Here is a 22,953-nt window from a genome sequence, read left to right on the forward strand (position 1 = left end):
ATAGATATCTAAAAATTTATGCTAGTTGATGCTTTGCTAACCATTAAGCCAACTCATTAGGTTATGGCTATTAGGTGATATCAGAGCACCAGTATTTGGTCGTGATATAGTCTTCGATACCGTATTTTGAACCTTCACGGCCAAAGCCAGACTGCTTCACACCGCCAAATGGGGCAACTTCTGTAGAAATCAAACCCGTGTTGTGACCGATGATGCCGTACTCAAGACCTTCGGTAACGCGCCATGAACGTGCATAGTCACTACTATAGAAGTAAGCGGCCAAGCCATAGATAGTATCGTTAGCAGCACGGATAACTTCTGCTTCGTCTTTGAAAGTAAAGATGGTTGCAATTGGTCCAAAGATTTCTTCAGAAGCGATGTCCATATCGCTACTAATATCTGTGATAACCGTTGGATTATAAGTCAGTTCTGAAGCGTCATTGACACTACCACCAGTGACCAGTTTTGCGCCTTTATCTAGCGCGTCTTTTAGCAAGGCTTGAACTTTATCTAACGCTTTTTTGTTGATAAGAGGACCGATATCTACGCCTTCTTCTAAGCCGTTACCTACTTTTAATTCAGCGACTTTTTTGACAAAGACATCTAAGAATTTATCTTTAATGCTGTCTTGAACGTATACTCGGTTGGCGCAGACACAGGTCTGACCAGCATTACGATATTTAGAAGCGATTAAACCAGCAGCGGCTTTCTCTAGATCGGCATCATCAAAGACGATAAATGGCGCATTGCCACCCAACTCTAACGATAGCTTCTTAATAGTCGGCGCGCATTGTGCCATCAGCGTACGGCCTACTTCTGTAGAACCTGTGAATGACAGCTTATGAATGCGTGCATCACCCGTTAGGATGTCGCCGATGACAGAAGACTTACCGGTTACAACCTGAATAACGCCAGCTGGAATACCCGCTTGTTCTGCCAATACACCCAGTGCCAATGCCGAATACGGTGTCTCGGTGGCTGGTTTGACAATAATCGTACAGCCTGCTGCGAGCGCAGGAGCAACTTTGCGCGTGATCATCGCAGCTGGAAAGTTCCAAGGCGTGATAGCGGCACAAACACCAACCGGCTGCTTAAGAACGACATGACGTAGCTGTGTGCTATTGGCAGGAATCACATCACCATAGACGCGTTTACCTTCTTCGGCAAACCAACGGATAAAGCTGTTGGCATAACCTACTTCACCACGTGACTCAGTTAGTGGCTTGCCTTGCTCAGCGGTCATAATGATGGCCAAATCTTCTTTATTGGCATCGATTAGATCCGCCCACTTTTGCAATAACTCTGCACGCTCTTTGGCTGTTTTTGCTGCCCAGTCTGCTTGGACGTCATGAGCATAAGCAACGGCTTCGTTGACATCTTCTGTGGTAAGACTTGGTACAGTACCAATGAGCTCGCCATTAAAAGGATTGTTGACATCAAGCACAGCTTCATCACTAGCAGCATGCCAGCCGTCTTTAATGAAGCAAGATTGTTTGAGTAAATCTGGATTTGATAACTGCAGCGCGTGTGACATATTGACGCTCCTTGTCATATAGGATGTATTTATAAGAATGGATACAATGGTAAGTCGTAAATAATTATTGATAATTCGTTATTTGTTCAATATACTGAACACGTATTCTATATACGAGACGTCATTATAAGAACGATATGACGCAATTTGCAACCCTTAATCTCATTATTTTAAAAATTATCTTGTACTTCTTTCTTTTATTTCATTTTTATTCACTTTTATAGGTTACTTATGAGCTCGACTGCCGTGCCTGCGCTAGACAAAACGTTTCAGATTTTGGACTTGATTACCGATAGCTCACAGCCTCTGACAGCGGCTCATATCGCAAAAGAGCTTGGGCTACCGCGTAGCTCCACTCACAATATTTTGCAGAGTCTATTGACCAAACATGTCATTTACAAAGACCCTGAAAGCCGTTTTTATTTGGGTTCATATTTGATGTATTGGGCTGGGAAATATGAGCAACAACAAGGCGTCACCCAGTTGTTTAAAGATTTGATTGTGCAGTATCCGGTACTTCTTCAGCACACAGTTACCTTATCCAAACTGGATTTAGGAGAGGTGGTATTTTTGGCATGCCATGAGTCGCCTGCTCCGCTTGGCTTTACCTTTCGTGCAGGTGTTCGTGTGCCTGCCGTGTTTTCTGCAACTGGCAAGGCTATGCTATCTACGTTGTCGATGGACAACATCAAATCGTTATATAAAGATGAGTTTCCGACACCTATGACCCAGCATGGGGTCAAAAATTTTACGGATTTATCCGCTGAGCTTGCAGCGACTCAGAAAAGTAGATTGTCACTCGATGATGGACAGTTGCGCGATGGAATGTATTGCTTGGGCACTTATATTCGTAATGCATCAGGCAATGCAGTTGCTGGTATGGCAGTGAGTTTTTTGCAAGGAGAGTATGAGTCTAAACGAGCTGAGGTCAGTGCGGTATTGATTGAATTAGCGGAGCAAATTGAGCAGCATTTAGGCTTTAACCCTAATGCTGAAAGGTAGCGTTAGGATTGAATATCGGTGCAGGTCTAAAAAATATAATCTAAAAAATTCTGCTAAACAATTCCATCGGCTTTTAGCTTAGCGATCATCTCACTGTCATAACCCAAATCAGTAAGCGTACTATCAGTATGCTCGCTTAACTGCGGTGGCGGCGTACGATAGCTGACTGGTGATGCGGATAACTTGATAGGGTTACCAAGTGCGCGTACTGGACTGCCTTGCTCGGTGAAATTAACGATCATCTCACGTGCTTGCGCTTGCGGCATGGCCAAGGCTTCAGCCACATTATGAATCGCACCGCATGGAATCCCTGCTTGATCTAAAACCTCTAGCCAATAGGTACGTGGCTGCTTGGCAAAATGTTTAGTCAACTCACCGCACAGCAGTTCGCGGTTGGCAACGCGTTGTGGATTGGTCGCGAAGCGCTCATCGGTATGCCAATCAACTGCAAGCACCTCACACAGTTTGGCAAATTGACTGTCGTTACCACAGGCTAAAATAAAATGCTGCTCGCCCTCGCCCGCAAATACTTGATACGGCACGATATTAGGATGCTGATTGCCCAGTCTTGGCGGTATCTTATCGGATGCCAAATGATTCATACCGACATTGGCCAGCATGGCGAGCGCACTGTCGAGCAACGCTACATCGACATGTTGACCAACACCCGTATTTTGACGTGCCAGCAGTGCCGCTTGAATACCAATCGTTAGCTGCAAACCTGCAAACAAATCGACGACTGCCACGCCAACTTTATGCGGTTCGCCATCGCTTGGACCCGTGATACTCATCAGACCTGACAGACCTTGGATAATATAATCGTAACCAGGGCGTTTGGCATCGGGACCTGACTGCCCAAACCCTGTCAATGACGCATAAATCAGACGCGGATTGTCTTGTTTTAAGCTGTCATAATCCAAGCCGTATTTTTTCAGACCACCGACTTTAAAGTTTTCGACCAAAATATCACTCTCAGCAATTAGCTGCTTAATGATGTCTTGTCCTTTAGCCGTAGTGATATCTACCGTCAGTGATTTTTTATTGCGGTTAATCGTAGCGTAATAAGCGGAGGTATCATCGCTGAATGTCGGCGGTGCCCAATGACGCGTTTCATCACCGATATGCGGACGCTCAACCTTGATGACTTCGGCACCAAGATCAGCAAGTACTTGTGTACAAGAAGGCCCTGCCAGCACTCTCGATAAATCAAGCACCTTAATACCATGCAATGCGCCCTCTGGCATATTAGCTATATCAGTCATGAGATTCCCTTACTCTGTCGCGTATTTTTTGACTTTTAATCATAAAATTGTTCTTCAGGATGTAATTACAAAGTAGTTAAATCATGAAGAACAATTGAAAAACGTACGCTACCGTTAATGCTCTTTTAATAAAAAGCTAAGCAGCAACGTACGTTATAAAATACAGTTGTACCAAAAACTATTAGCTAAAAACGCTTAGAAGAACGCTTGAATGCCTGTCTGGGCACGGCCTAGGATAAGCGCATGAATATCATGTGTACCCTCGTAAGTGTTGACGGCTTCCAAGTTCATCACGTGACGGATGACATGGAATTCGTCAGAGATACCGTTACCGCCATGCATGTCACGAGCGATGCGAGCGATATCAAGCGCCTTGCCGCAGTTATTACGCTTAATAAGTGAAATCATTTCAGGTGCTGCATTGTCTTCATCCATCAGACGACCGACACGTAGTGCCGCTTGTAGACCTAATGTGATTTCTGTCTGCATATTGGCCAGCTTCAACTGTACCAGCTGCGTTGCGGCTAGCGGACGACCAAACTGCTTACGATCGAGTGTGTACTGACGGGCGGCTTTCCAGCAGAATTCAGCCGCACCCATCGAACCCCAAGCGATACCATAACGGGCTTTATTTAAGCAGCCAAATGGTCCTTTTAGACCACGGATATCTGGGAAAGCATTGGCTTCAGGGACGAATACTTTGTCCATGACAATCTCACCCGTGACTGATGCACGTAGTGAGAACTTGCCTTCGATTTTCGGCGCAGATAAGCCTTTCATGCCTTTGTCTAAGACAAAACCACGAATCTCGCCAGCATCATCTTTTGCCCAGACGACAAATACGTCTGCGATAGGACTGTTGGTGATCCACATTTTATTGCCCGTCAGTTCATAACCGCCATCGACTGCACGCGCACGCGTCGACATCGACGAAGGGTCAGAGCCCGAATCTGGCTCAGTCAAACCAAAGCAGCCAACATACTCACCCGAAGCAAGCTTAGGTAGATAACGCTCTCTCTGTTCTTCAGTACCGTACGCCCAAATAGGATGCATAACCAAGCTTGACTGTACGCTCATCGCTGAACGGTAGCCCGAATCAACGGCTTCCACTTCCTTGGCAATCAGACCATAGGCAACACTCGATAAGCCAGCACAACCATAACCTTCAATCGTGACACCAAGCAAACCCATCTCACCCATTTGACGCATGATATTACGATCAAAATTCTCGTTGCGATTGGCCTCAATAATGCCAGGCATCAGCTCTTTTTGAAAAAACTGACGCGCGCTGTCTGTGACCATGCGCTCTTCTTCAGTGAGCTGGTCACGTAGTAAAAAAGGATCTTCCCAATCAAAGCGTGGGCTGGTAGATGTTGCCATGTGGATCTCCTTGGTATCAGTCATCCTGACTGACGAATAGTGATTGATACATCATTTGGTCTAACAAGTCATTGACTTCATTATTCCGCTATGCGAAACTTAGTTTCATAATTTAAAACCATTAAATCAAACTTTTGCCACCCTGTAAACCTTTATCAAAAAAAGATGAGTATAAAATGACGAAACCCTTATCAACAACTATTCCACTACTCGAACGCATGCATGCAACAATGAGTCAAAATAAGGAAGAGAATGACCGACAGTTTGTGACGGCATTGGGACGGGGACTGATCATACTGGCGGCTTTTGAGCATAATGAGCGGCTCACCCATCAACAGCTATGTCAAATGACCGAACTACCAAAAGCAACCATTACTCGCCTTATCCATACTTTGACCACGCTTGGTTTTTTACGAACGAGTGATTATGGTCAGTATCAACTGGGCAGTAGTGCAGTACGCCTCAGTGCGATCGCATGGAGTCGCCATGATATGGTGGCAGCAGCTGAGCCTTTACTGCGACAATTTGCTAGTGAGAATGAAGTATCGGTGAATTTGGCAACCGAAGTCGAAGGAGAAATGCGCTATCACGCCTGCTGCCGTAGCCCTGCTCGCCTATCGGTCAATTTACAAGTTGGCTCCGCTGTACCCGTCGCACGCACGGCTATCGGACGTGCTTTTTATACGGTAAGTACGCAAGCGAGACAGGCGATCATCATTAATAATCTCCAAGAGAATTTATCTGTTGAGGAATTCAACCATGCACAAGATGCCCTAGCTAGCTCAGCAGAGCATTATGAAAAATACGGCTATACCGTGTCTGATGGAGAATTTTCTACTGACATATTAGCAGTCGCGGTTGGTGTATATGATGTCGCAACAGGGCAATACACGTATTCGCTCAATGCCAGTGTACCAAGTGCCAACTGGGAAGCGGATGAGTATGCTGCGATGATAGTGCCAAAATTGCAGGCGTTGGCAGAGCGGATTGGGAGTGGTACATAGAGCATATTCAAACGAATAAGATTAAAGTTTAGGCTAGATTGATTAATACACCGTCTGCAGCCCTGTTACCCATTGATACCGACGTAATGACGTCATGCGTGTATGATGTACGCGACAAATGTAAGCATCTTATTTATATTAATCATTACTATTGAGCCTCGTTATGCCTGAATCTCGTACCAATCTAAACCCTGAACCCAAAACCAGCTCGCCGTATTTTATCGGATTATTACTTCGCTATAGCACGTTTGGCGCGGCGATTTTAATTCTGTTAGCGGGTTTATTATTGGTAAGTTGGTGGCTGATTGTTATCGGTGGTTTGGCCGTAGCGCTTGGTATTTATGATTTGATTCAGTCGAAGCACGCGATATTGAGCAACTACCCTGTCGCTGGACATATTCGCTATGTGTTGGAAGACTTTCGCCCTGAGATTCGCCAGTACTTGCTTGAGGACGATAAAGAACAAGTACCGTTTTCACGCCAGCAGCGCGCGCTAGTCTATCAGCGGGCTAAGAACGTCAGTGACACCAACGCTTTTGGTACGCTAGATAATTTATATACTCATGGTAAAGAATGGTTTTTGCAATCTACCATCAGTGCACCGTTAGAAAACAAAGACTTTCGTATTATGGTCGGCGGTGAGCGTTGTCAGCAGCCACACGATATGTCGGTATTCAATATCTCCGCGATGAGCTTTGGCAGTCTGTCAGCCAACGCCATCATGGCACTCAATCAAGGCGCGAAACTCGGCGGTTTCACCCATGACACGGGCGAAGGTGCGATCAGCCCTTACCATCGCAAATTCGGTGGTGATTTGATTTGGGAATTGGGTACGGGTTATTTTGGTTGCCGTGATAATGATGGTAACTTTGATCCACAGTCTTTCGCTGAAAAAGCCGTCGATCCTCAAGTTAAAATGATTGAAATCAAGCTTTCACAAGGTGCTAAGCCTGGTAAAGGTGGCGTCCTTCCCTCTAGCAAAATCACGCAAGAGATTGCCGACACGCGCCAAGTGCCTACGGGTCAAGACTGCATCTCTCCCTCTTCGCATACTGCATTTAGCACCCCACGCGAGTTGGTCGCCTTTTGGCAGCAGCTACGTGATTTATCAGGCGGCAAGCCAGTTGGCTTTAAGCTATGTATTGGTCAGCCATGGCAGTTTATGGCGATTGTCAAAGCCATGATAGAGACGGATAACTATCCTGATTTTATCGTTATCGATGGTGCAGAAGGCGGCACAGGTGCAGCGCCCGTCGAGTTTATGGACAATGTCGGCATGCCGATGGTCGAAGGGTTTTTGCTGGTACATAACACTTTAGTCGGTGCAGGCATTCGTGACAAAATTAAGCTTGGTGTTAGTGGAAAAATCGTATCAGGCTTTGATATTGCGCGCATGATTGCGCTAGGTGCCGATTGGTGTAACTCAGCACGTGGTTTCATGTTTGCCGTCGGCTGCATTCAGTCGCGCTCTTGTCATACCAACACTTGCCCGACGGGTGTGGCAACCCAAGATCCTTACCGTCAAAAGGCGCTCGACGTCCCTAGTAAGGCTGAGCGTGTTGCAAGTTTCCATGAAAACACGCTAAAATCGCTTGCCAGTATCGTAGGCGCGGTCGGTTTACAGCATCCTAGCCAATTACAGCCGTATCATATCGCACGCCGCTTAGACGATGGGCAAATTAAGCTGCTATCCAAATTCTTCTATTTTGCTGATAAAGGCGCACTACTCGATCATAGTGCCCGTGCCGATGTATTTAACCAGATGTGGGTCATGGCAAACCCTGATAGCTTCTTAGCCAATAATGATGCGCTCATTGCTTATAACAAAGACTCACGCGATAAGGGCAAAGAAACTGGCGCGCCAACCGAACAAAGCGCTGGGTATAATTCTGAGCATTTGACCAACATCACCGACGGTGGACGATTAATTGGTAATGTGAATAACACAATCCGCGACTTCCCGCCTGCTAGCGATTGAATAAGCGCCTGAATTGTTGTACTTAAAAAATAGTAATGAAGGTGTAATTAAGCAGTAGATAGCAACCAAACTTAAATAATTTGTACATTAAAAGACGCGTGATTGATGCCAAGTTCTATTTTTACCTTATCCCTATCAACGATAGTGCTCGCGCTAGGCCTGAGCGCCTGCCAGCAGACAAATCCTGATGCAGCTAGCAGCGACACCGATAGCTGGTCATGTCAGACTGGAGACACACCCTTTACTTATAGTGTTTGCCGTGTGGATGCTACCGCGTTAGCGAGCGAGCGTTATTCATTACAACTGTTTTGGCAATCCTCTGATAACAACGAGCCTCTGCTAACCTTTGATGCGTTATTGGCCACATTACCAAACAATGAGAGTCTCAGCTTTGCCATGAATGCAGGCATGTATAATGCACACTATGCGCCGATTGGCTATACAGTCATCGAAGGCAAAGAACTCAAATCGCTAAATACAAAAGAAGGTGGCGGTAATTTTCATCTATTACCTAATGGCGTTATGTGGTGGGACAAAGCTGGCAACGTGCAAATCACCGAAAGTAATGCGTTAAATGAGCAGATAAGCAGTGGTGATGTGCAGCCTTGGTATGCGACGCAATCGGGTCCTATGTTGGTCATCAATGACGATATACACCCACAGTTTAACTCTGATAGCAGCTCAATCAAACTGCGTAATGGTGCAGGCGTTTGCCGTGATGGCAGTATACAGCTCGTTAATAGCGATGAGCCTGTGACATTCTATCAGTTTGCAGAGCTATTTAAGAATGAGCTGGGTTGTTCAAACGCGCTGTTTTTAGACGGTGGTATTGCCTCGGCGTTGTATGCGCCTAGTATCGATAAGCAAGATAAAAAAGAGATGGGCGTGATGATTGGATTGGTTGAAAATAAACAATAACATCCCTCTTTACCATAGCATTTGTCGCTAATATACCTCCTCAAAATTGGAATTACACTCAATAAAAAAGCACTTAAAACGATAACGTCGCTTTAAGTGCTTTTTTATATTACTCGTCCAAATGTAGACTAATATTACCGTGCCATATATTGAGTCATTTCTTCAACACCATGTAGCGTCATCGGATACATTTTATTTTCGAACAGCTTTTTAATTTCAACGATGGTTTGCGTATATTGCCAATATGACGGGTTTTCAGGATTGAGCCAAGTTACTTTATCAAAATGCTCAAGTACGCGCTTCAGCCATACGATACCTGCTTCATTATTCATATACTCTACGCTACCACCGACTGTCATCAGCTCATAAGGTGACATAGACGCATCACCGACGAAGATAACACGATACTCTCGGCCATATTTATTGAGCAGCTCAAACGTTGGCATCGGTGCACTATGGCGACGATTGTTGTCCTTCCACACATAGTCATACAAGCAGTTATGAAAATAAAAGAACTCTAATGTTTTAAATTCATTTTTTGCCGCAGAAAACAGTTTTTCGAGCGCTTCGATATGGATATCCATACTGCCGCCCACATCAAACAACATCAGCACTTTGACACGGTTACGGCGCTCCGCCTGCATATGAATATCGAGTACACCCTTTTTTGCCGTACGCTTAATCGTCTCATGAATATCGAGCTCATCAGCACTACCTGTCCGCGCAAACTGACGCAGATTACGCAGCGCCATCTGAATTTGGCGTGTACCCAACTGATTGTCATCATCAAGATTGCGATATTTACGCTGCTCCCAGACTTTTGCTGCGCTACGTTTGCGAGACTCACCGCCGACACGTACGCCTTCTGGATGGTCGCCATAGGCACCAAATGGCGAAGTGCCGCCCGTCCCTACCCATTTACTACCACCTTGATGACGCTCTTTTTGCTCTTTTAACCGTTCCTCTAACGCCTTCATCAGCTCTTCAAGCGAGCCGTACTTTTTCAGTAATCGTCTTTGCTCTTCCGTTAGATTTTTGGGATCGAGCTTCAGATCCAGCCACTCTTTGGGCACGTCCGTTAACTTGGCCAACAGCTCATCCATATCGAGACTATCGACACCTTCAAAATAATCCGCCATGGCCCGATCGAACTTATCAAAATGGCGCTCGTCTTTGACCATACACAGTCGAATCAGCCGATACATATCTTCGCGGCTGGCAAAAGTAGTCAGTGCTGGATCTTCAGGATGCGACTGCATCATCAGCCCTTTATCTAACGCGGCATTGAGATCGAGCAGCTCGCGCGTACTGACTGGCACGCCGTAAGTACGCAAGGTATAGAATAGTTTGATAAACATAAGAGTCGTATCACTTATTGGCTGATATTATTATCTGGTGATATTGCTGATATCATTAATTGGTACAGTCACAGGTTGAGCGTTTGCGTTGACCTTTATAATAAACATCCGATATCGGACACAAGATATTAAAGTCAACGCAAGCGGCAAACATTAGCGACGCATCATATTGGCAAAACGCTGTAATAAACTTACATCTGCCTCGTTTTTGAGCAACGCACCATATAGAGGTGGAATAGATTTCTCGCCGCGCAAATTTTCTTCTAGCTCGTCCTGAGCCATATCATCAGCAAGTAACAAGGTTAACCAATCGACCAACTCAGACGTTGATGGCGGCTTTTTAAGACCTTGAATACCACGCAGTTTATAGAAAATATCCAATGCATCATTGACCAGTTTTTCTTGAATATCTGGAAAATGCACTTCGATGATTTGGCGCATGGTTTCTTCTTCTGGGAAGTCAATATAATGGAAGAAACAACGACGCAAAAACGCATCTGGTAGCTCTTTTTCATTGTTTGAAGTAATAATAACCACGGGGCGCTGCGCCGCAGTAATAGTTTCGCCCGTCTCATAAACATAAAAAGACATCTTATCAAGCTCATGTAGCAAGTCATTTGGGAACTCGATATCGGCTTTATCGATCTCATCAATCAGTAGTACGCTACGCTCTGTACTGGTAAAAGCGTCCCACAGTTTGCCCGGCTTGATATAATTGGCAATATCATAGACCTTATCATCACCCAACTGCGAATCGCGCAGGCGTGATACTGCATCGTATTCGTACAGTCCTTGCTCAGCCTTAGTCGTCGATTTGACGTGCCAAGTAATCAGTGGCATGCCCAAACTTTCAGCAACTTCTTCGGCAAGCAACGTCTTACCTGTGCCAGGCTCGCCTTTGATCAGCAATGGCTTTTGTAAGGTCATAGCGGCATTTACGGCCAGTTGCAAATCATCGGTAGCAATATAACTACTGGTACCAGTAAAGTTTTGCTTAGTATTGTCAGCTGTGGTCATAATCAGATCTCGATTGTTGTTATAGATGAGTTGTTATAAATGGATAGGTCTAAAACATAAATGACTAATAACGAATAAATTGGTAAAGAATAAATTAGATTAGCACAGCCTGATGCATTGCCAAAATACTCATGCGTTCGCATTTATTAACAATTGTTATGTGCAATGCATAGTGAGCTATTATTTATATGCTTAATAAACAATCTGGCACAAAAAAAGACACGCAATGGTGTCTTTTTATTCGAGTATCAAATATTTTTTAAAACAATAGTACTATCTTAATGCCTAGCCTATTTTTATCACTTATCAGACGTATCGCTATCCGTTTTCTTAACCAATGCATTGCCTTTTTTTAAGCTTACATTAGTGTCAGGCTGTTCGGTTACGGCAGTGCCTTCTGGCAAATAACTGCCTGTGGTCATTTGCAATGTGGCCTGCGTATCTTCTGCGCTGCGGCTACGGGCTTTGTCCAAACTTGATGCAAATGCGCTGCGTATCAGTTGCCATACAAAACCAACAAACAACCCTGCGACCAGTATCACCAATATCGGCAACATATTGGCAACCGCGCCTGCGTAATCTTTCATCATCACAGCATAGACGACGCTAATACTGGCTGGTGCAAGCTCGCTCGGATCACCAAGTGCTGTACCTGGTGCTAATAATACTGCAAACAGAACCATCCAACTCATACCGCCCAATGGTTTTGGCAGTACACGAGCAACGAGTATCCATAGTACTAGTACCAAAACAGCACCGCCCAGATAAGCATACATCGGCAAATCAGCGGGCGGGACATCCTTTACCATTTGGCCCCACCAAATGGCAATCTCACCGAGAATGTCACTGATAGACTCTAGCGGTAAGCTATGTAAGATATTTTTTAACCAGTCCATGCGTGTTTATTTACCTGCGTTTATCGCCGGTGACACAATCTGTGTCTAGCGGTATATGTGCGTTCTGTAGAATCAGAATGAGGCCAACTACATAACAAACTTGTGCATTATGTAGGCTTATATATGCATTGAGTAGGGTGTCAGTTTATCACGACTCTCTACTCAAATGCATGTGAGCAAGTGTGTCGTAGGTTTTTATCGACGCTATTTTCAAGGTAGCGCATTGATATTTCCTACCACACTTACTCGCTAACAAATCTATTAATTATAGATGCTGTCCTGCGATTCACGAGCACGCAGCTCTGCTTGGCGACGCATCACATCTTGCGGCGGCAACTGCACAAAGTAGCCTTGAGACTGCAGTTTTGCCAGTACTTCTTCTTTATCGACGCGAGCGAGCTTATCTTTAGTTGATAAGTCCAAATGCATGACGAACTTACTACGACCTAAACCTGCACGGAAATCTTTTGGTAATACACCAAGCCAGTCTTTGATTTCATCAGTATCATCAGGATAATCAGGACGCGCAATGTAGATATACATGTCGTCATGTTTGGGAAATTTATAAATATCGCAATGCATAAAAACCACCTATCAGAAACTATGGGCGTAGGTTAGCATATTTCAGGCAAATACCAGTAGTCGCTTTGCGTTTTGCTATGGTAATTTTTGTCAAAACACACAGATAAAACGCTGATATGAGCGATAAAAATATCGTTGTAAAACATAACCTATTTAACAGACAGCCTTATCAAAACATCATTTTTGCCAAATTTATTTATTTTAATGGCTTTGATGACTTGTAAAAGCGCTTTGAACCTTTCATAATAAAAGCGTTTTTCAGGAGAGAGTTTATCAGCATCTTTTTTGTATTGAACCCTATTGGTTATACAACTATCGCAATTGCTAGATAACCACCGAAGGCGCATCCACCCTGCCAATCGCTCAGGTAAAAGGACTGAAAAACGCATGTCACTGTTGTTTGATAGTGTTTAGTAGTATGACGCTCATAAGCGCGCTACACATTCAAAACACCTTCAAACATAAGGCATAACAAATCTGGAGAGTGGTAAGAACGGACGACGTCTTACCCACCGAAGGGGAGAAAATACGCTATCATCGACGATAGGGCTCACATAACTGCCCAAAATGATGATTCGTATTGAAAATCTCAGGTCACAGGACAGATAGGGCTTTAGCTCAAACCGACGTTCAGCGTCTGTTTGGCTTACGTCTTCATCTTTGCTTTCTGTGTCACCCTTTGATGTGATATTTGCGTCTTGCAATATTGCTTCTCGCTACTTTTACGTTGCGCATCACTCTTTACTCTGCCGAGTACGACTGATGTACACATAAGGATTTGTTATGACTGATACCCATTCTCAAGACTCTAGCAGCAACCAATCTCCTCAGCGCACCCCTTTTTACCAGTCTCATATTGATAGTGAGGGTAAACTGGTCGATTTTTCTGGTTGGGAACTGCCCATTCATTACGGTTCACAAATCGAAGAGCACGAAGCGGTACGTACAGATGCAGGTATGTTTGATGTCTCACATATGGTTGTGACTGATATCAAAGGCGCTGATACCAAAGCATGGCTACAAAAGCTGCTCGCAAACGATGTCAACAAACTCACTACCGCTGGTAAAGCGCTTTACTCTGGCATGCTCAATGAGCAAGGCGGCGTCATTGATGATTTGATCGTCTACCTCATGAACGCAGAAGAAACTGAGTACCGTATCGTTTCTAACGCAGCCACTCGTGACAAGGATTTAGCACAATTTAATAAGGTCGCTGAAGGTTTCAATATTGAGATTACCGAGCGTCCTGAGCTTGCCATGCTCGCCGTCCAAGGTCCAAATGCTATTGCAAAACTGGCTCAAGCCAAACCAAGTTGGGCAGATACCTTAGCAGCACTAAAACCTTTCGTTGGTGCTGACTTGACCGATATCGAAGGCACTGATTGGTTTGTGGCTCGTACTGGTTATACTGGTGAAGATGGCGTCGAAGTCATTATGCATGCCGATGATGCGCCTGCTTTTTTTGAGCAGCTAAAAGCAAATGGCATCAAACCTGCTGGTCTTGGCGCACGTGATACCTTGCGTATGGAAGCGGGCATGAATCTTTACGGTCATGACATGGATGAGAATGTTAGCCCTTACGAGTGCAACATGGGCTGGACGCTTGCACTAAAAGACGACCGCGCCTTTGTCGGCCGTGAAGCATTGGTCAGCAAACGTAAGCAATCAAAAGAAGACAACACCGCTATGAAGCAAGTAGGTCTGCTATTGACCACGCGTGGCGTATTGCGTGAAGGCATGACGGTGACTATCAATCAAGGCACTGATAACGAGCAAACTGGCATTATCACCAGTGGTACATTCTCCCCTAGCCTAAAAAATTCAATCGCGATTGCCCGTGTACCTGCCAGCTTATCAGAAGATGACAGTGTACAAGTCGATCTACGCGGCAAAGGTAAATTCGTCGATGTACGCGTATTGAAGCTACCTTTTGTCCGTAACGGCAAGCAACAGTTTGACTCTTAGGTCTTATAAATTCTATCATTAGAGCGCGTTGTCATTTTACATATGATTATAAAAATGACGACACGCCTAGCCTCCATTATTTTTGTTAATTAACCTCTATCACTTAGGAGAGAGACCATGAGCAACATCCCAGCAGAGCTAAAATATATTGCGAGTCACGAGTGGCTACGCCTAGAAGACGACGGTACGATCACTGTTGGTATCACTGACCATGCTCAAGATCTATTGGGTGATGTGGTATTCGTTGAGCTACCAGATGTGGGCGATATCATCGCTGTTGATGACGAAATCTCAGTTGTTGAATCAGTAAAAGCCGCTTCTGACGTTTATGCCCCTATTTCAGGTGAAGTTATTGCGATCAACGAAGCACTAGAAGATGATCCTGAAATCATCAACTCTGACCCATACGGCGAAGGTTGGTTCTTCAGAATGAAGCCTGACAACATCGCTGACTACGAAGCACTAATGACTGCTGACGAGTACGAAAGCGACTTATAAGCTAAGCACGTAAGCTAAGCATACTCTCGCAAGACATTAGCATTTGTAAGATGTTAGCTTATACAAAGCATTAGCCCCGACTGAACATTATAGATACTGGCAGCAGCTGGTATCTATACTCTCTATTTAAACGATTTAAAAACCTTTCTCATTAAAAGTATTGGCTCATTGACCATGCTTATTATTTGAAAGCAGCTTTATATGTAGATCTCCAACAATCATTATCGTCCGATGTTATTGCTACCAAGCGTTATCTCATTGACTCGTATTGATCACCTATTCGAACCCCAATGAATACGTGCTATCAATAACGACGCAAACTGATAACCTAATTCTCAGCATGGATCCTAATATGAATGCCAACACCGATAATAAAGACCCCATTGCTACACCAGATCATACGCCGCAGCTACAAGCATTTCGCGATATCGTAGAGTCACGCCGTTCCGTGCGCCGTTTCACTGACACACCTATCCCTGACGATGTATTGGCAGACTGTCTGCGTTTGGCCATGCTAGCGCCAAACTCTAGCAACCTACAGCCGTGGGAATTTTATGTTATCGATGATGCCGACAATCGCAAACGCGCCGTCAAAAACTGCATGAATCAAAACGCAGCAAAAACATCGGCCCGTTTGATTGCCATCGTTGCTCGTACTGACGTTTGGCATGATCACGCTAAGCAAGTATTGCGCGAATACCCTGATCAGCCAGTGCCAAAGAAAGTGAAAGACTACTACAACAAAGTCGTCACGATGGACTTCTTGCGCGGCCCAGCCAACGTGGTTTCGGCTGCGAAATGGGGCGCGACACAAGTAGTCAGACGCGTAAAAGGCCCAATCAAATCGCCTTATTACACCTTTGAAGACACCAAAAACTGGGCAACCAACAACACCGCACTTGCCGCCGAAAACCTCATGCTAGCATTACGTGCTCATGGGTTTGATAGCTGTGCCATGGGCGGCTTCGATGAGCCTGCTATGAAACGATTACTAGGCTTGGGTGACGATCAGCATATCATTATGATGATTGGCGCAGGTGAACGTGCTGACAATGGCGTTTACAATACTCAGTTCCGTTTTGATCAAAAACAGTTTGTGCATTACGTATAACGTACCGCTCATATTATTCCCTTAATTGCTATTTTGTTTATTACTCCCTTAACCAAGGATTGTCATGACTATCTCTCAAAACCCATCGTTTGATACCTTTCAAGGATTGTTCAACGAAGCTGAATTTGTCTATCGCCACTTAGGTTCGAACGAAACCAAGCAAGCTGACCTACTCAGCGCTGTTGGTTATAAAGATATGCAAAGCTTTATCAATGACACTGTGCCTGAGCCAGTACGTTTGCACAAAGAATTGGATTTGCCAGTGGCGATGAGTGAGCACGCTGCACTTGCCAAACTACGCACGATGGCAGACGACATCACTGTTAATAAAAGCTATATCGGTCAAGGCTACTCTCCGGTTCGTATGCCTGCTGTCATTCAGCGCAATGTGCTCGAAAATCCAGGCTGGTACACCGCTTATACGCCTTACCAAGCGGAAATCGCTCAAGGTCGTCTAGAAGCATTGCTGAACTTCCAACAAGTATGTATCGATTTGACTGGTCTTGAGCTGGCTGGTGCGTCATTGCTTGATGAAGCAACAGCAGCGGCAGAAGCGATGGCGATGTCAAAGCGTGTTAGCAAAAGTAAATCAACACAGTATTTCGTCGACGAGCGTGTCTATCCACAAACACTCGATGTTATCAATACTCGCGCTAAATACTTTGGTTGGGAAGTCGTTGTTGGTGATTTTGAAACGGCTAAATCTGGCGACTATTTTGGTGCGCTATTCCAGTATGTTGGTGCCGAAGGCGACGTTAAAGACTTAACAGACGTCATCGCGGCCGTAAAAGAAAACAAAACTTACGTCAGTGTCGTCAGTGACATCATGAGCTTGGTGTTATTAAAATCACCAGCCGATATGGGTGCCGACGTAGCGCTAGGTAGTACTCAGCGTTTCGGTATTCCAATGGGCTTCGGTGGTCCACATGCCGCTTATTTTGCGTTCTCTGATAAAGCCAAGCGTTCAGCACCTGGTCGTATCATCGGCGTATCAAAAGACGCACAAGGCAATACAGCTCTACGTATGGCTCTACAAACGCGTGAGCAGCATATCCGCCGCGAAAAAGCCAACTCAAACATCTGTACCTCACAAGTATTACTAGCCAACCTCGCTGGTATGTACGCGGTATATCATGGTCCAGGCGGTGTAAAACGTATTGCTACTCGTATTCATGCGTTTGCCACTGCGTTTGCTGATGCCATCACAGCATCTAACGACAGTAGCCTCAGCGTGGTACATGATCAATTCTTCGATACAGTTGTAGTTGATTGTGGTTCAGAAAAATTGGCTACTCAAATTTTCAAAAATGCAGACAACGTTGGCTATAACTTATGGCGTCTAAGCGACACCAAATTGAGCGTTGCATTTAGTGAAACCAGCGATCAGCAAGATTTCAACACGTTGACTCAGCTATTTGTCAATAAGTCACACGATCTACCTGAAACAGCTCGCGTCTCTCTAGATAGCGCACACCTGCGTACGGATGACATTTTGACTCATCCAGTATTCAACTCGCATCACACCGAGCATGAAATGCTACGCTACCTAAAGTCGCTTGAAGACAAAGATCTAGCGATGAACCGCAGCATGATTTCACTGGGTAGCTGTACCATGAAGCTAAACGCTACCAGTGAGATGCTACCGATTACTTGGCCTGAGTTTGCCAATGTGCATCCTTTTGCACCGCGTGATCAAGTTACTGGCTATATCGCGATGATCGATAGCTTGCAAGATCAGTTAAAAGCCATTACTGGTTTTGATGATGTCTCTATGCAGCCAAACTCTGGTGCCTCTGGTGAATATGCTGGTCTGTTAGCGATTCGCCGTTATCATGAGTCATTGGGCGAAACCAATCGCGATGTTTGCTTGATTCCGATGTCAGCGCACGGTACCAACCCTGCTACTGCCATGATGATGGGTATGCAAGTTGTCGTGGTCAAAACTGATGAAAACGGCAACGTTGATATCGACGACTTAACCGCCAAATGTGAAGAATACAGCGATCGCCTAGGTGCTTTAATGATCACTTACCCATCGACGCATGGTGTGTTCGAAGAAGGTATCCGTCATATCTGTGATTTGACCCACAAACATGGAGGTCAGGTCTATATGGACGGCGCGAACATGAATGCTCAGGTAGGCATGATGCAGCCTGCAGACGTTGGTGCTGATGTACTACACATGAACCTGCACAAAACCTTCTGCATCCCGCATGGCGGCGGCGGTCCAGGCATGGGTCCTATCGGTATGAAGGCGCATTTGGCAACGTTTATGGCCAACCATACCTTGAGCCCTGTACACAATGCACAAAAAGACTGCTCAGCAGTATCAGCAGCACCTTATGGTTCAGCGAGCATCTTGCCTATCTCATGGATGTATATTGCTATGATGGGCCGCGATGGTCTATTAAAAGCCACTGAATTAGCATTGTTGAACGCAAACTATGTGGCAGCCGAATTAAAAGGTCACTACCCTGTCCTATATGCTGGCAAAAACGGCCGTGTGGCTCACGAATGTATCATCGATATTCGTCCGTTAAAAGAAGAAACTGGCATCACGGAAAGCGATATCGCTAAGCGCTTGATGGATTATGGTTTCCATTCGCCAACGATGAGCTTCCCAGTCGCTGGTACGCTTATGATTGAGCCAACAGAGTCTGAGTCAAAAGAAGAGTTGGATCGCTTTATCAGTGCGCTAAAATCTATCAAAGCTGAAGCCATGAAAGCCAAAGCTGGTGAAGATAACTGGACGCTAGAAGACAACCCATTAGTCAATGCACCGCATACGGCTGCTATGATTACTGGCGAAGAGTGGACGCATCCTTACAGCCGTGAGACTGCTGCATTCCCACTGCCGTACATCCGTGCAAACAAGTTCTGGCCAAGTGTCGCTCGTGTCGATGATGCTTATGGTGATAAGAACCTAATGTGCTCTTGCCCAAGTATCGAAAACTATATGTAATTATCATTTTTGATAGTTATTCTCTGTAGTAAAAAACCTCCAAGTCAGCAGCTGACTTGGAGGTTTTTATTTGTCTGACTTTTTATCTATTACGTTAGCAGGTAATATTATCAATAAAATAAACGATAAGAACTCAATGTAATAAAAGCTTATATTGATAATAAGCTATTTATCTTAAATTTCTGAAGCAACCATTGGACACTGCTATGCAACATAAAGCGCCTAAACAAAAAACTCGCGTCATTCTAATTCACGGGCTACACCAAACCCCATGGATTATGCGACCATTAGCCAAGCGCCTGCAAGCAGCAGGATTTGATACCCATCAGTATGGCTACCGTAGTATGCGTGATGGTATCAAAACCAATAGCGCTCGCTTGAATAGCTGGCTAGAAACAAACCATCACCCAGATCATCCTATAGATTTGGTTGGGCATAGTTTAGGTGGTTTGATCATTCGTGATTTTGTCGCTCAGTATCCAAAATGGAAAATTGGACGTTGCGTGACTCTAGGAACACCGCATAGAGGCAGTGTGTGTGCAGATTATATCTGGCGATTGACTCCTGCTGTCGTAGGTCGCTCGTATGTCGACGCACTGGACGGCACAGTCGCGCCATTGCCCAAACACGTGACGCTAGGTGTCATCGCTGGCAACCGCCCGTATGGTCTAGGTCAGCTGTTTTTGCAATATCATAATCGCAAAATGCGCAAATCTGACAAGCCACCTCTTAACGAGCAACTTGCACATGACGGGACAGTATATATAGAAGAGACGAGGATAGAGTCTGCAGCTGATCATATCATTATGCCAGTCTCACATACTGGCATGCTAGTGAACCCAGAGGTCGCCGAGCAGACTCGATACTTTTTAGAGCATGGACGATTTAAACGCTAAGAGCTGTATGAATATTTGAGTGTCAGTTTTCAGTCTTATTAAACGCTGTTTTATTGAACACGAATACCCATGCCCTGCTGCAGTTCAGTTTTATGCTTTTTGATGACTGGAATTAAGGTTTTAATAACCCAGTCGTTACGCCAACCTTTTAGCCCTTGTGGCAGTTCGCTCACATCTTTATCAAGAGCAACCACTTCATACAATTGCCCTAGCCATTTTTTACGCATCAATACACTGGCAGGTATACCGATTTCGCGCGCATGCTCATCAATCGCTTGCTGCACTGCTTTTGATAATACTTTATTTTTTGAGCGATATGGTGGCACTAGACATTCTGGATGCTCTGTAGGCGGTAGACTTTTGGCATCTCTGATTACTTTCAGCAGCTCTTCGCCATATAGTCGCAGCATACTACGGTGCATGGTTGTTTTATGTGCCAGCTCTCGCATGCTGTTTGGCTTTTCAGTGACAATCTCTCGTACTGCTTGTTTTTTTATCACAAAGGTACGCGGTTGATTGGTCGCACGAGCCAGCTCTTCTCGCCACGTAGCCACACCTTTGAGTATCGCCATTTGCTGCGAGTTATAGCGGTAATCTGCCATCGTTAAATACATCGCTTCATCTTCGACGTGCTGCGTGTCATACAAATCACTGGCATAGAGCTGACAGTCGGCCCAAACATAATCATACAACCCTTGAGCCTTAAGCGCATGTTCGATACTGAGATATAGCGCTGGCAAATAACGCACATCGTCGATGGCATATTGCTCTTGCTCATCTGTCAACGGACGCTGGAGCCAATCAGACTGACTATGTTCTTTATCGATATGCATATCTAGCTGATCGGCCAGTGCCTGCTGATACCCCATTTGCAATTGACCCGTTAGATAAGACAATGCAATTTGCGTATCGAAGATATTGGTCAACGGTGGGCAGCCAGACAACAGATAAAAAATGCCCAAATCTTCGCCGCAAGCATGCCAGATAGCCACATCTACTTTGCGTAGCGCTTCCCACAGTTCAGCCATTTGTAACTGGGGTGCATCCAGCAAATAAACATGATCGCCAGTATTTAATTGCACAAGTGCCAAGCGCGGATAATAAGTGTCACGCTTGATAAACTCAGTATCTAAGGCTACGCGTCCGCAAGTCGCTAAGGCATCGATAACCTCATCTAAATCGCCTTGCTTACGTACCCAAGTAATAGCAACGTCATCGGCAATATCCAACAGTGCATCAATATCTAGCACCTCAGCATCTGGAGTATTAGTAGCTGACTCAGATGAAGTGGCTGCTGACATTGGCTCAATATTAGCGGGTTCTTGTAATGAGCCATCATTGATATCAGAAGCATTTGATTGAGCTGAGGCGTTTGAAACGTTATTGGACACGGGCAGATACCTGCATTAATAGGAGAAAATAAAACGCTAAACCGCGCCTTAATAAAATTAAAAGATAAACAATAATAAAGTAATTATAGCAATTCCAAGAAATGAATTGGGTAAGACTTTGAAGCAATCAAAACATTATAAAAAAGAACGATTTTGCATGGCTTGACCAAGCGTCATACTATCCAGATACTCAAGCTCGCCGCCCATCGGCACACCTTGTGCTAAACGCGTCACTTTATTGACATGACGACTGACAGCTTCACTAATAAAGTGCGCAGTAGTCTGCCCTTCGACAGTCGTACCTGTTGCCAGTATCAGCTCTTCGACAGGTTCTTGCTTCACTCGCCATACCAGCTGATCGATATTTAAGTCGTCTGCGCTGACACCGTCAATTGGTGATAGATGCCCGCCCAACACAAAATAACGACCACGGTAACCAGCTGTCTGCTCAATCGCCATCACATCTGCTGCTGTCTCGACCACGCATAGCAGACTGTCATCACGTCTAACATCTTGGCAAAGCGGACATACAGCCTCATCACTAAAGCTATGACAACGCTGACATTCAACAATATCACGCATGGCTTCATCTAGTGCTTGGGCGAGTGCCATGCCTTGTGGGCGTTTTTTACTGAGCAGATGTAGCGCCATTCGTTGGGCACTTTTTTGACCGACGCCTGGCAATATACGCAGCTGTTTGACCAGCTGATCAAATTTGGCTGTAAGCAAAGTAGCTTCCTTTAGTTGACTTTATCTAACTGAATTTATAAATCGTAGCTATAAAAATGGGGTCGTATCGTGTCGATAACAACCCCATTTTTGTGTTCAGTCTAAAGTATTTAATGCTTAGAACATACCTTGCATACCTGGTGGTAGACCTATACCTGAGGTCGCGCCAGCCATGGTTTCTTCGTATAGCTCATCCGCTTGACGCACCGCATCATTGATAGCCGCAGCGATGAGATCTTCGATCATATCTGGCTCATCTTCTAGCAGACTTGGATCGATGGTTAAACGCTTAACCACGTGACGACCAGTCATCGTTACTTTAACTAGGCCACTGCCCGCTTCTGCTTGCACTTCTTTGTTAGCAAGTTCTTTCTTGGCGTTTTCAACGTTTGCTTCTACTTTCTTTTGCATCGTTTGTGCTTGTTGCATCAATGCTTGAATGTTCATAGTTGCCTCTTTTGTTATTTATG

General features: G+C 44.9%; 19 protein-coding genes and 2 riboswitches. Of the genes, 9 read left to right on the plus strand and 10 right to left on the minus strand.

Features of this window, described 5'->3' with window-relative positions; genetic code table 11:
• Nucleotides 1-70 precede the first annotated feature (70 nt).
• Nucleotides 71-1,534, minus strand: coding sequence for an NAD-dependent succinate-semialdehyde dehydrogenase (locus AK824_RS08620; protein ID WP_156410706.1), 1,464 nt, complete (start codon nt 1,532-1,534; stop codon nt 71-73).
• 231 nt (nt 1,535-1,765) lie between these two features.
• Between AK824_RS08620 and AK824_RS08625 the strand changes: the two genes are divergently transcribed.
• Entirely contained in the window at nt 1,766-2,536 is a 771-nt protein-coding gene (locus tag AK824_RS08625) for an IclR family transcriptional regulator (protein WP_057760746.1), read from the plus strand.
• A 53-nt stretch (nt 2,537-2,589) separates the two neighbouring features.
• Here AK824_RS08625 and AK824_RS08630 read toward each other — a convergent pair whose 3' ends face one another.
• Both AK824_RS08630 and AK824_RS08635 read right to left on the minus strand, forming a co-directional pair.
• A complete protein-coding gene (locus tag AK824_RS08630; protein ID WP_082624613.1) occupies nt 2,590-3,798 on the minus strand; it encodes a CaiB/BaiF CoA transferase family protein in 1,209 nt (402 codons plus the stop codon).
• A gap of 195 nt (nt 3,799-3,993) precedes the next feature.
• A complete protein-coding gene (locus tag AK824_RS08635) occupies nt 3,994-5,178 on the minus strand; it encodes an acyl-CoA dehydrogenase (RefSeq protein ID WP_057760748.1) in 1,185 nt (394 codons plus the stop codon).
• 176 nt (nt 5,179-5,354) lie between these two features.
• On the opposite strand from AK824_RS08635, the gene AK824_RS08640 reads away from it, so the two are divergent.
• The 3 genes from AK824_RS08640 (at nt 5,355) to AK824_RS08650 (ending at nt 9,078) form a co-directional block, all read left to right on the plus strand.
• Nucleotides 5,355-6,182, plus strand: coding sequence for an IclR family transcriptional regulator (locus AK824_RS08640; protein WP_057760750.1), 828 nt, complete (start codon nt 5,355-5,357; stop codon nt 6,180-6,182).
• 163 nt (nt 6,183-6,345) lie between these two features.
• Nucleotides 6,346-8,160, plus strand: coding sequence for an FMN-binding glutamate synthase family protein (locus tag AK824_RS08645; protein WP_057760752.1), 1,815 nt, complete (start codon nt 6,346-6,348; stop codon nt 8,158-8,160).
• Nucleotides 8,161-8,265: 105 nt separating this feature from the next.
• Nucleotides 8,266-9,078, plus strand: a complete 813-nt coding sequence (locus AK824_RS08650; protein WP_057760754.1) for a phosphodiester glycosidase family protein — start codon at nt 8,266-8,268, stop codon at nt 9,076-9,078.
• Nucleotides 9,079-9,212: 134 nt separating this feature from the next.
• Here the strand turns inward: AK824_RS08650 and AK824_RS08655 are convergent, their stop codons facing one another.
• The 4 genes from AK824_RS08655 to AK824_RS08670 form a co-directional block, all read right to left on the minus strand.
• Entirely contained in the window at nt 9,213-10,436 is a 1,224-nt protein-coding gene (locus AK824_RS08655) for a vWA domain-containing protein (protein ID WP_057760756.1), read from the minus strand.
• A 153-nt stretch (nt 10,437-10,589) separates the two neighbouring features.
• On the minus strand, nt 10,590-11,453 hold the full coding sequence (locus tag AK824_RS08660; RefSeq protein ID WP_057760758.1) for an AAA family ATPase: 864 nt from the start codon (nt 11,451-11,453) through the stop codon (nt 10,590-10,592).
• A gap of 299 nt (nt 11,454-11,752) precedes the next feature.
• Entirely contained in the window at nt 11,753-12,349 is a 597-nt protein-coding gene (locus AK824_RS08665; RefSeq protein ID WP_057760760.1) for a hypothetical protein, read from the minus strand.
• Nucleotides 12,350-12,610: 261 nt separating this feature from the next.
• Nucleotides 12,611-12,931 (minus strand): YcgL domain-containing protein, encoded by a 321-nt coding sequence (locus AK824_RS08670; RefSeq protein ID WP_057760762.1) that lies wholly within the window; start codon nt 12,929-12,931, stop codon nt 12,611-12,613.
• Between the two features lie 249 nt (nt 12,932-13,180).
• Nucleotides 13,181-13,320, plus strand: a riboswitch (glycine riboswitch).
• Between the two features lie 78 nt (nt 13,321-13,398).
• Nucleotides 13,399-13,546: riboswitch (glycine riboswitch) on the plus strand.
• A 168-nt stretch (nt 13,547-13,714) separates the two neighbouring features.
• Between AK824_RS08670 and gcvT the strand changes: the two genes are divergently transcribed.
• The 5 genes from gcvT to AK824_RS08695 all read left to right on the plus strand — a co-directional run bounded on the left by gcvT (nt 13,715) and on the right by AK824_RS08695 (nt 20,363).
• Complete coding sequence (gcvT, locus tag AK824_RS08675; RefSeq protein ID WP_057760764.1) at nt 13,715-14,896, plus strand: glycine cleavage system aminomethyltransferase GcvT; 1,182 nt, start codon at nt 13,715-13,717, stop codon at nt 14,894-14,896.
• Between the two features lie 117 nt (nt 14,897-15,013).
• Nucleotides 15,014-15,394 carry a glycine cleavage system protein GcvH gene (gene gcvH / locus AK824_RS08680; protein WP_057760766.1) on the plus strand — a complete coding sequence of 127 codons (381 nt, stop codon included), beginning with the start codon at nt 15,014-15,016 and terminating at the stop codon, nt 15,392-15,394.
• A 352-nt stretch (nt 15,395-15,746) separates the two neighbouring features.
• Nucleotides 15,747-16,505: a nitroreductase family protein gene (locus AK824_RS08685; protein ID WP_156410707.1), complete on the plus strand. Its 759-nt coding sequence runs from the start codon at nt 15,747-15,749 to the stop codon at nt 16,503-16,505.
• Nucleotides 16,506-16,569: 64 nt separating this feature from the next.
• Nucleotides 16,570-19,467 (plus strand): aminomethyl-transferring glycine dehydrogenase, encoded by a 2,898-nt coding sequence (gcvP, locus tag AK824_RS08690; protein ID WP_057760769.1) that lies wholly within the window; start codon nt 16,570-16,572, stop codon nt 19,465-19,467.
• A gap of 206 nt (nt 19,468-19,673) precedes the next feature.
• A complete protein-coding gene (locus tag AK824_RS08695) occupies nt 19,674-20,363 on the plus strand; it encodes an esterase/lipase family protein (protein WP_057760771.1) in 690 nt (229 codons plus the stop codon).
• Between the two features lie 50 nt (nt 20,364-20,413).
• Here AK824_RS08695 and AK824_RS08700 read toward each other — a convergent pair whose 3' ends face one another.
• From AK824_RS08700 to AK824_RS08710, 3 genes are all read right to left on the minus strand, one after another.
• Complete coding sequence (locus tag AK824_RS08700) at nt 20,414-21,754, minus strand: ribonuclease D (RefSeq protein ID WP_227511144.1); 1,341 nt, start codon at nt 21,752-21,754, stop codon at nt 20,414-20,416.
• Between the two features lie 135 nt (nt 21,755-21,889).
• The gene (recR, locus tag AK824_RS08705; protein WP_057760773.1) at nt 21,890-22,483 is read right to left on the minus strand and encodes a recombination mediator RecR; all 594 of its coding nucleotides are present in this window, start codon (nt 22,481-22,483) and stop codon (nt 21,890-21,892) included.
• Nucleotides 22,484-22,600: 117 nt separating this feature from the next.
• Nucleotides 22,601-22,930 carry a YbaB/EbfC family nucleoid-associated protein gene (locus AK824_RS08710; protein WP_057760775.1) on the minus strand — a complete coding sequence of 110 codons (330 nt, stop codon included), beginning with the start codon at nt 22,928-22,930 and terminating at the stop codon, nt 22,601-22,603.
• Nucleotides 22,931-22,953 lie beyond the last annotated feature (23 nt).

Source organism: Psychrobacter sp. P11G3 (assembly GCF_001435845.1).
In the GTDB taxonomy this organism is placed as follows: Bacteria; Pseudomonadota; Gammaproteobacteria; order Pseudomonadales; family Moraxellaceae; genus Psychrobacter.